The 10,817-nt window shown below is 69.7% G+C and carries 4 protein-coding genes, 1 tRNA gene and 1 rRNA gene; 5 read left to right on the top strand and 1 reads right to left on the bottom strand.

All coding sequences use genetic code 11. The features are described 5' to 3' along the window. From rrf to ACP4J0_RS35090, 3 genes are all read left to right on the top strand, one after another. Nucleotides 1-73 (top strand): 5S ribosomal RNA (rrf, locus tag ACP4J0_RS35100); the annotation flags it as partial. Between the two features lie 115 nt (nucleotides 74-188). Then, nucleotides 189-851, top strand: a complete 663-nt coding sequence (locus tag ACP4J0_RS35095; protein ID WP_426602994.1) for a DegT/DnrJ/EryC1/StrS family aminotransferase — start codon at nucleotides 189-191, stop codon at nucleotides 849-851. Nucleotides 852-929: 78 nt separating this feature from the next. After that, nucleotides 930-1,005: transfer RNA gene (locus ACP4J0_RS35090), tRNA-Thr, on the top strand. Between the two features lie 67 nt (nucleotides 1,006-1,072). On the opposite strand, the gene ACP4J0_RS35085 is transcribed toward ACP4J0_RS35090, so the two are convergent. Then, complete coding sequence (locus tag ACP4J0_RS35085) at nucleotides 1,073-3,823, bottom strand: SpoIIE family protein phosphatase (protein ID WP_426602992.1); 2,751 nt, start codon at nucleotides 3,821-3,823, stop codon at nucleotides 1,073-1,075. Nucleotides 3,824-4,217: 394 nt separating this feature from the next. Between ACP4J0_RS35085 and ACP4J0_RS35080 the strand changes: the two genes are divergently transcribed. Then, nucleotides 4,218-9,692, top strand: coding sequence for a HAMP domain-containing protein (locus tag ACP4J0_RS35080; protein WP_426602990.1), 5,475 nt, complete (start codon nucleotides 4,218-4,220; stop codon nucleotides 9,690-9,692). 435 nt (nucleotides 9,693-10,127) lie between these two features. Continuing rightward, nucleotides 10,128-10,802: a response regulator gene (locus ACP4J0_RS35075; protein WP_426602988.1), complete on the top strand. Its 675-nt coding sequence runs from the start codon at nucleotides 10,128-10,130 to the stop codon at nucleotides 10,800-10,802. Nucleotides 10,803-10,817 lie beyond the last annotated feature (15 nt).

Below are 10,817 nucleotides of genomic sequence, written 5' to 3'. Positions count from 1 at the left end.
CCCGGAAGCTAAGCCTTACAGCGCCGATGGTACTGCAGGGGGGACCCTGTGGGAGAGTAGGACGCCGCCGAACAATCATTCAAAGGGTTGGACCCAGAACTTTCGGTTCTGGGTCCAACCCTTTTTTGTCGTCCGTCACTTCAAGTTCACGTTGCGCTACGACCATCACTCGTATGGGTACTGCAGCAATGCTCAGGGCCGCCGGCGTCGGAGTCGGCGACGAGGTCGTCGTACCTGCCTTCGGCAACGCGGAAGTCGCCGAAGCCGTCGCTCTGATCGGCGCGTTGCCGGTCTTCGCGGACATAGACCCGGAGACGTACTGCCTGGACGCCAGCGCGGTGGAGGCGGCGCTGACACCCCGGAGCGCGGCCGTGGTGGCCGTACACCGGTTCGGGAGGCCGGCGGACATGACGGCGCTGCACAGCGTCGGGCAGCGGCACGGGTTGCTCGTGCTGGAGCAGGGCGACTCCGAGATGTCGTACGAGGAGATGGCACAGCGCAGGCAGCGGGCCGCCTACCTCGACGGGAAGTTGAGGGGCGTGCGTATCCCGGACTGGGCTGACGGGCACACCTATCAGCAGTACGTGGTGCGGGTGCCCGGCAACGGGCGGCCGGACCGTGACGCGTTCGCCCGGGCCGTGCGGGGCAAGGGAGTCGAGTGCCGGGTGCCGGTGAAGACGCCGGTGCACCGGATGCCCGGCTTCCGGCGGTGCGTGTCGCTGCCGGAAACGGAGCGGGCCGCGAACGAGACGCTCGCCCTGCCGGTCGACGCCTCGTTGACCAAGCGGGACATGCAGCGGATCGTGTCCGCCTGCAACGCCCTCGGCGGTCTTCTCCAGGCCGCGTACTGAAATCCCTGGTTGGGACCACCCGCCCGTTCGGGGTATGATCTATTCCGTTGCCACGGGGGAAACCCCGGAAAGCAACAGGCCCCTATAGCTCAGTCGGCAGAGCGTCTCCATGGTAAGGAGAAGGTCAACGGTTCGATTCCGTTTGGGGGCTCCACCGCAAAGGCCCCGCCCGATTGGGCGGGGCCTTTCGCATGCCCGGATCCGGTCCCGGGTCCGGTGCGCTAGTCCGTGTGCGGCTCCGGGACGCGCATCGCGAGAATCGCCATGTCGTCGGACGGTGCGTCCGACGCGAAGCGCTCGACCGCGCGCATGATGCGGGCCGCCACCGCGCCGGCCGTCAGGCCCGTGCACGTCGTGAGGACGTCGGCGAGGCCGTCGTCGCCCAGCATGCGCGTGCCCTCACGGCGCTCGGTGACGCCGTCCGTGACACAGAGCAGGACGTCACCCGGGTCGAGGGTGACCGTCTGCTCGTACAGCTCCAGGTCCTCGATGACACCGAGGAGAGGCTGAGGCTCCGCTGCCGGTTCTACCGTGCCGTCCTGGCGCAGGCGGAGCGGAAGGGGGTGGCCGGCGCAGACCACCCTCAGCTCCGCGCCGCCGTCCTCCTGCGGGCGCATCTCGCCGTACAGCAGGGTGAGGAAGCGGCTGCGGGCGCCCTCGTCGAGGATGGCCGAGTTGAGGCGCTCCAAGACCGCCGGACCGCTGAGCCCCTCGCGGGCCAGCAGGCGCAGGGCGTGCCGGGCCAGGCCCGTGACAGCCGCCGCGTTCGGGCCCGTACCGCAGACGTCGCCGATGGCGAAGCCGTACGCGCCGTCGCTGATCGGGAAGAGGTCGTAGAAGTCGCCGCCGACCTCGTTGCCCTCGCCGGCCGCGCGGTAGATGACCTCGACCTCGACGCCGTCGATCAGGGGCAGCTCCGGCGGCAGGAGGCTGCGCTGGAGGGACTGGCTGATGGCCGTGCGCTCCGAGTACAGGCGGGCGTTGTCCAGGGCCAGGGCGGCCCTGCGGGACAGGTCCTCGGCGAGTTCGAGGATCTCCTGGCGGAAGTGCTCGTCGGTCGGCTTGCCCAGCGTGAGCATGCCGATGACGCGGTTGCGGGCGACCAACGGGAGGACCACGGTCTCGCCGCCGACCGCGGAGGCCGTGGCGAGGGTCGGGCCGATGCCGCTGCTGAGCTGACGCGTAGGGCCGCCGTTGAGACCGAGGTCGCGCATGGAGGTGCGCAGTGCCGCCTGGTGGGCCACCTCACCGGGCGCCGACCAGACACGGGCGCCCGGGGTGGGCACCGGGTCGGGTGGGGCGATCTTCGACAGCAGGGACTTGATGCCGTCGATGAGCTCCTCGTCCTCGTGCAGGACATAGGAGAGATACGGCTCCGACGCCTGGTCGGCGATCGTGTAGACGGCGCACCAGGTGGCCAGGGTCGGGACCGTCATCTGCGCCATCAGGGCCAGCGTCTGATCGCGGTCCAGGGTGCCGGCGAGGAGGTCGGACGCCTCCACGAGGAAGCTGAGCGAGCCGCGGCGCAGCCGTTCCAACTCGCCCAGGCGGGCGGACTCGACGGCCAGGGCGATGCGGTCGGCGGCGAACTGGAGGCGCAGCGCCTCCTCGTTGGAGTACCGGCCGGCGGACTCGGCCGCGACGCCGAGGGAGCCGGTGAGGCGGCCCTCGACCTTGAGGGGGACGGTGACGACCGAGCGCATGCCCGTGCCGTTCAACAGGGGGACGGCGCCGGGCACCGCCGCGAGGTCGTCGTGGACGGCGGGCATGCGCGCGGAGCCGTAGCGGCCGGGGCCGGCCTCGACCGGGACGCGCGCGAAGCGCTGGCGGGCGGAGGGCAGGCCGGTCGAGGCGCGGACCTCCAACTCGGTTTCGTCGTCGGTCGCCAGGAGCAGGAAGGCGGCGTCGGCGTCGAGCATGTCGCGGGCGCGTTCCACGGTGCGCTGGAGGAGGCCGTCGAGATCGTCCGGGGCGGGGGAGCCGATGAACACCTCGAAGGGATCGGCACTCTGGCCCTCGGAGGAGGAGGAGTCGGAGGACGGTACGCGCGACGGCGTCTGCAGGACCGCGCGTTCGTGCTCCCGGACGAGGAGGCAGACCGTGGACGGCTCACCGGCGGCGTCCCGGACGCGGAGGTGGGAGGCGTAGACGGGTGTGACACGGCCGTTGGCGCCCCTTATGCCGTAGCTGCCCTCCCAGCGGGAGAGTTGGAGCGCCTCCACGATTCCGGTGCTGGTGCCGGGGGTGTGCGGCCAGGCGGCGAGGTCGGTCAGCGGCTTGCCCGTGACCTGATCGGCGGGATAGCCGAAGAGTTCCTCGGCGTCCTCGTTCCACGACGAGACGGCGCCGGCGCGGTCGATCTGCACGACGGCGACGCGGACGCGGGCGTCGGCGAGGGGGAGGAGATCCGCCGGGAGGGAGGGGCCTGCTGCGCGGGTGCCGACCGGGCGCTGCGGGAGATGGAGATGGAACCAGACGTTCTTCAGGGTGGACGTGTACTCGACGCCCCAGCGGTCGGCCAGGGCAGCGCACAGCTGGAGTCCCCGACCGCCCTCGCGGTCGAGGCTGCCCATCTGGGCGGGGGAGCCCTGGAGGGGGACCTCGCGCTCCGGGTAGTGGTCGGCCACCTCGATCCGTACGCCGTCGTCGCTGCGCAGGCAGACGACATCGGCTGTGGTGCCGGCGTGCACCACGGCATTGGTCACCAGTTCGCTGGTGAGCACCACGGCGTCGTCGACGATGTCGGCATGGCCCCAGCCCTGGAGCGTGTCCCGGACGAAGGACCGGGCGCTCGCCACCGACCGTCCGACGGGCTCGAAGCTGGCGGCCGCGCGCGCGGTGATCACAGAACTCCTCGACACTCTCTCCCCGGGCACGGCCTCATGGCCGACCGGCTCACTCCGCTGCTGCGGCAGCCCACCCGTCGGCCCGGGATCCGGGGGCTGCTCCCCCGGGATCAGTCCGGTGGTCATTCCGGCCGCCCCTCCGATGCCCGCTCGTCTCCGTGCCACCGCCGCCCAGACCGGACGCACCGGCGTGGCCCGACAGCCGCATGCAAGGTTACTTACCTTCGCCGTCCGCGCGGATGCCGGTCTGCAGTGTTTCCGCCCAGAGGGTGTGCGGACGATGTGCGAAGCTGCCGAACTGTTATGGCCGGGTTCGGCCGGGGTGAAACACTGGGCAGGCTTCCTACGAAGGTCAGGGCAGGTTGAATGCGCGCCGAGTGCGGCGGGCAGCAGCCCTGGAAGCGGTCCGGCGAGCCGGTTCGGATCGCGCGGCAGCACAGAAGAACGCGGCAGTAACCGGTCCGCCGAGCGGTGGCAACCGGGCACAGCAGTAACGGTCGACCCCTGCGGGAGGGACACAGTGGAGTCTGGCGCAGCGACGCGGGCCACGAAGACGCGCGCGAAAGGCGGACAGTCCCTGAGTAACCAGGGCAAAACGCGGGGTGGCAGTACGACCGTGGACACGGCCGCGCTGAATCGGCTGCTCGCCGCCCTCGTATCCATGCGGGAGGGGAACTTCCGCAAGCGGCTCACCGTGTCCGGCGACGGCGTGATGTCGGAGATCGCGGCGGTTTTCAACGAGGTGGCCGACCGCAATCTCCACCTCACGGGTGAGCTGGCCCGGGTGCGGCGCATGGTCGGGCGTGAGGGAAAGCTCACGGAGCGGCTGGAGACGGGCGCCTGCGAGGGGTCCTGGGCGACCGCGATCGACAACTCGAACGCGCTCGTGGACGACCTCGTACGGCCGGTCTCCGAGGTCAGCCGGGTGCTGTCGGCGGTGGCGGACGGTGATCTGTCGCCGCGCATGGAACTGCGGACGCAGACGGCGGAGGGCACCGGGCAGCCGCTGCGCGGTGAGTTCCTGAAGGTCGGGCGGACCGTGAACAACCTGGTCGACCAGCTGTCGACGTTCACGGACGAGGTCACACGGGTGGCCAGCGAGGTCGGCACCGAGGGCAAGCTGGGCGGTCAGGCCCGGGTGCGTGGAATGTCCGGTTCGTGGAAGGACCTCACGGACTCCGTCAACACGATGGCGTACCGGCTCACCGCGCAGGTGCGGGACATCGCGCTGGTGACGACGGCGGTGGCCAAGGGGGATCTGTCCCGGAAGGTCACGGTTCACGTGGCCGGCGAGATGCTGGAGCTGAAGAACACCGTCAACACGATGGTGGACCAGCTCTCCGCGTTCTCGTCCGAGGTGACGCGCGTCGCCCGCGAGGTCGGCACCGAGGGCGCCCTGGGCGGGCAGGCGCAGGTGCCGGGCGTGGCCGGGGTGTGGAAGGAGCTCACCGACTCCGTCAACACCATGGCCGGGAACCTGACGGCCCAGGTGCGGGAGATCTCCCACGTGACGACCGCGGTCGCCAACGGCGACCTGTCGAAGAAGGTGACGGTGCCGGCCCGCGGCGAGGTCGCGCAGCTCGCCGAGACGATCAACCAGATGACCGAGACGCTGCGGATCTTCGCGGACGAGGTCACGCGCGTGGCCAACGAGACCGGCGGCGAGGGGCAGCTCGGCGGACAGGCGAACGTGCCGGGCGCGGCGGGCATCTGGAAGGACCTGACGGATTCCGTCAACACCGTCTTCCGGAACCTGACCACTCAGGTGCGTGACATCGCCGCGGTGACGACGGCGGTGGCCAGCGGTGACCTGTCGCAGAAGGTCACCGTGGACGTGGCCGGTGAGATGCTGGAGCTGAAGAACACCGTCAACACGATGGTGGACCAGCTGTCGAGTTTTGGTGCCGAGGTCACGCGGGTGGCCCGTGAGGTCGGTGTCGAGGGTGAGCTGGGTGGCCAGGCGCAGGTGCCGGGTGCCGCGGGGACGTGGAAGGACCTGACGGATTCCGTCAACACCGCGTTCCGGAACCTCACCGGGCAGGTGCGGAACATCGCCCAGGTGACGACGGCGGTGGCCAACGGCGACCTGTCGCAGAAGGTCACCGTGGACGTCTCCGGCGAGATGCTCCAGCTGAAGAACACCGTCAACACGATGGTGGACCAGCTGTCGAGCTTCGCCGACCAGGTGACCCGGATGGCCCGGGACGTGGGCACGGAGGGCCGCCTCGGCGGTCAGGCCCGCGTCGACGGGGTGTCGGGGACCTGGAAGGAGCTGACGGACTCCGTCAACTTCATGGCGGGCAATCTGACCTCCCAGGTGCGGCAGATCGCCCAGGTGACGACGGCCGTGGCGCGGGGCGACCTGTCGCAGAAGATCGACGTCGACGCGCGCGGGGAGATCCTGGAGCTGAAGAACACCATCAACACGATGGTCGACCAGCTCTCCGCCTTCGCCGAGCAGGTGACCCGGGTCGCCCGCGAGGTGGGCACGGAGGGCCGCCTCGGCGGTCAGGCCCAGGTGCCCGGGGTCGCCGGTGTGTGGCGCGACCTGACCGACTCGGTGAACGGCATGGCCGGGAACCTGACCGCGCAGGTGCGCAACATCGCGCAGGTCGCGACGGCGGTGGCCCGCGGTGACCTGTCGCAGAAGATCACCGTGGACGCGCGCGGGGAGATCCTGGAGCTGAAGAACACCCTGAACACGATGGTGGACCAGCTGTCGTCGTTCGCCCAGGAGGTCACGCGCGTCGCGCGCGAGGTGGGCACCGAGGGCATCCTCGGCGGGCAGGCGGAGGTGCAGGGCGTCTCCGGCACCTGGAAGGACCTCACGCAGTCCGTGAACGGCATGGCCAACAACCTGACCATGCAGGTCCGCAACATCGCCGAGGTCACGACCGCGGTGGCCAAGGGCGACCTGTCGAAGAAGATCACCGTCGACGCCAAGGGCGAGATCCTCGAGCTCGTCACGACCGTCAACACGATGGTCGACCAGCTGTCCTCCTTCGCCGAGCAGGTCACGCGCGTGGCCCGCGAGGTGGGTACGGAGGGCATCCTCGGCGGGCAGGCGCACGTGCCCGGTGTCGTGGGCATCTGGAAGGACCTCAGCGACAACGTCAACCTGATGGCGAAGAACCTCACCGTCCAGGTGCGGAACATCTCCCAGGTGGCCGCCGCCGTCGCCAACGGCGACCTGACGCGGACGGTGACGATCGAGGCGCGCGGCGAGGTCGCGCAGCTCGCCGACACCTTCAACACCATGGTGAAGACGCTGAGTTCCTTCGCCGACCAGGTCACCAAGGTGGCTCGCGAGGTGGGCACGGACGGCATCCTGGGTGGCCAGGCGCACGTGCCGGGCGTGGCGGGCACCTGGAAGGACCTCACCGAGTCGGTGAACCAGATGGCGTCCAACCTGACCGGTCAGGTGCGCAACATCGCCATGGTCACCACGGCCATCGCCAAGGGCGACCTGACCAAGAAGATCGACATCGACGCGCGCGGGGAGATCCTCGAGCTGAAGACGACCATCAACACGATGGTCGACCAGCTGTCCTCCTTCGCCGAGGAGGTCACCCGCGTGGCCCGCGAGGTGGGTACGGAGGGGCAGCTCGGCGGTCAGGCACGCGTGCGTGACGTCGACGGCACCTGGCGGGACCTGACCGAGTCCGTGAACGAGATGGCCGGGAACCTCACCCGGCAGGTGCGTGCCATCGCGCGCGTGGCGACCGCGGTGACGCGCGGCGACCTGAACCTGAAGATCGACGTGGACGCCTCCGGGGAGATCTCCGAGCTCCAGGACTACATCAACAAGATGATCGCCAACCTGCGCGACACCACGATCGCCAACAAGGAACAGGACTGGCTCAAGGGCAATCTGGCCCGGATCTCCGGGCTGATGCAGGGACGCCGCGACCTCCAGGACGTGGCCTCGCTGATCATGAGCGAGCTGACCCCGGTGGTCTCCGCGCAGCACGGGGCGTTCTTCCTCGCCATGCCGCACGTCGACGGCCAGGAGCAGGCCGGAGCCGAGGGCGACCAGTACGAGCTGCGCATGCTCGGGTCGTACGGCTACTCGATGGGCTCCATGCCCACCTCGTTCCGTCCCGGGGAGGCGCTGGTCGGCACGGCCGCCGCGGAGAAGCGCACGATCCTCGTGGAGAACGCGCCGAGCGGGTATCTGAAGATCTCCTCCGGGCTCGGAGAGGCTCCGCCCGCCCAGGTGATCGTCCTGCCGGTGCTGTTCGAGGGGCAGGTGCTCGGCGTCATCGAGCTGGCGTCCTTCACCCCGTTCACGCAGATCCAGAAGGACTTCCTCAACCAGATCGCCGAGATGATCGCGACGAGCGTCAACACCATCTCCGTCAACACCAAGACGGAGGTGCTGCTGAAGCAGTCGCAGGAACTGACCGAGCAACTGCGGGACCGGTCCGAGGAGCTGGAGCAGCGGCAGAAGGCCCTCCAGTCGTCCAACGCCGAACTGGAGGAGAAGGCCGAGCTGCTGGCGCAGCAGAACCGCGACATCGAGGTGAAGAACACCGAGATCGAGGAGGCGCGGCAGGTCCTGGAGGAGCGTGCCGAGCAGCTCGCGGTCTCCATGCGCTACAAGAGCGAGTTCCTGGCCAACATGTCGCACGAGCTGCGTACGCCGCTCAACTCGCTGCTGATCCTGGCCAAGCTGCTCGCGGACAACGCCGACGCGAACCTGTCCCCGAAGCAGGTCGAGTTCGCCGAGACGATCCACGGCGCCGGCTCCGACCTGCTCCAGCTCATCAACGACATCCTCGACCTGTCGAAGGTCGAGGCGGGCAAGATGGACGTCTCCCCGACGCGCATCGCGCTCGTCCAGCTCGTCGACTACGTGGAGGCCACGTTCCGGCCGCTGACCGCGGAGAAGGGCCTCGACCTGTCGGTGCGGGTGTCGCCGGAGCTGCCCGCCACGCTGCACACCGACGAGCAGCGGCTGCTCCAGGTGTTGCGCAACCTGCTGTCCAACGCGGTGAAGTTCACCGACTCGGGAGCGGTCGAGCTGGTCATCCGGCCGGCCCGCGACGAGGTTCCGCAGGCCATCCGGGAGCAGTTGCTGGAGGCCGGTTCGATGAGCGACCCGGACGCGGAGCTGATCGCGTTCTCCGTGAGCGACACCGGGATCGGGATCGCGGCCAGCAAGATGCGGGTGATCTTCGAGGCGTTCAAGCAGGCCGACGGCACCACCAGCCGCAAGTACGGCGGTACGGGCCTGGGACTGTCCATCTCACGGGAGATCGCGCAGCTGCTGGGCGGTGAGATCCACGCGCAGAGCGAGCCGGGCCGTGGGTCGACGTTCACGCTCTACCTGCCGCTGCACCCGAGCGAGCTGCCCGCCCACGGTTACCAGCAGCCCCTTCCGTCGCTGGAGCCCGGCGGGGTGCTCGCGTCTCCGGGCGCCATGGCCGAGCTGCCGGGGACGCGAGCCGAACCGCCGGCCGAGGTGACGTCGTACCACGACTCGCAGAACGGCGCCGCGGCGCTGTTCCGGCGCCGTCGCAAGGCGGTCCCGGAGACCGAAGCGCGGCCCTCGGCGCAGGAGCAGCAGCCGGGCGCCGGGCCGGAGGCGGCGCCGCAGCCGAACCGGGGGATCCGCTTCGGCGGGCAGAAGGTGCTGATCGTCGACGACGACATCCGCAACGTCTTCGCGCTCACCAGCGTCCTGGAGCAGCACGGCCTGTCCGTGCTGTACGCCGAGAACGGACGCGAGGGCATCGAGGTCCTGGAGCAGCACGAGGACGTGGCGGTCGTCCTGATGGACATCATGATGCCCGAGATGGACGGCTACGCGACGACCACGGCGATCCGCCGGATGCCCCAGTTCGCAGGCCTCCCGATCATCGCGCTGACCGCGAAGGCGATGAAGGGCGACCGGGAGAAGGCCATCGAGTCGGGTGCCTCCGACTACGTGACGAAGCCGGTCGACCCCGATCACCTGCTGACGGTGATGCAGCAGTGGATGCGGCAGGAGTAGGTTCGGACGGGCACCGGACGGTACGTCCGGTCGGTCCGCCTGCGGTACGGTCGGGCACGGTGGCCGTGGTACGCCGGGGCGCGGTGTCCGTGGTACGTACGGGCACCGTCCGCGCGGCGCGTGCGGGCGGTGTGCGAACGTGGGGTGCGCGCGAGTGGCGGGAAGCCTCGGTGTCCACACGCGGTTGCTGACCGAGTGTGCCCGAAGCCGTGTAGAAGTACGGGATTCGGGGAACCTTCTGGTCCCCCGCTGCGTTTCTGCTACGTGCACAGTGACATCACGGTGACAGGGTGTGGCGACAGGCGGGGTGCGGCTACGATGACCGGCACAAGGACGGGCGGCGCAAGGGAGTCGTCCCCTGGGGCGGCGCCCGCCGGTGCTGCCCCAAGTCCTGCGGACAGGGGAGGCCCCACGCCGGGGCGAGGAGGGCGGGCCATGGTGCAGAAGGCCAAGATCCTCCTGGTCGATGACCGGCCGGAGAATCTGCTGGCGCTGGAGGCGATCCTCTCGGCGCTCGATCAGACGCTGGTGCGGGCATCGTCCGGGGAGGAAGCGCTCAAAGCACTGCTCACGGACGACTTCGCGGTCATTCTGCTGGACGTCCAGATGCCGGGCATGGACGGTTTCGAGACCGCCGCCCACATCAAGCGACGGGAGCGGACCCGGGACATCCCGATCATCTTCCTCACCGCGATCAACCACGGCCCGCACCACACCTTCCGCGGGTACGCGGCGGGTGCGGTGGACTACATCTCCAAGCCGTTCGACCCGTGGGTGCTGCGCGCGAAGGTCTCCGTCTTCGTCGAGCTCTACATGAAGAACTGCCAGCTGCGCGAGCAGGCGGCGCTGCTGCGGCTCCAGTTGGAGGGCGGTGGCAAGGCCGCGGGCGGTGAGACCAAGGAACCCGCCGGGCTGCTCGCCGAACTGTCGGCACGGCTGGCGGCCGTCGAAGAGCAGGCAGAGGCGCTCTCCAAGCAGCTCGGCGACGAGTCGACGGACGCGGCGGCGGTGGCGACGGCGGCCCATCTGGAGCGCAAGCTCACCGGACTGCGGCGGGCACTGGACGCCCTGGAGCCGGGCTCGTCCGAAGGCCCGACCGCGGTCAACTGAGGTCCGTGGGCGGGC

Source organism: Streptomyces sp. WG7 (assembly GCF_049975785.1).
Lineage (GTDB): Bacteria > Actinomycetota > Actinomycetes > Streptomycetales > Streptomycetaceae > Streptomyces.
The sequence above is the reverse complement of the archived record's forward strand: the minus strand, read 5'-3'. Positions and strand labels throughout refer to the sequence as shown.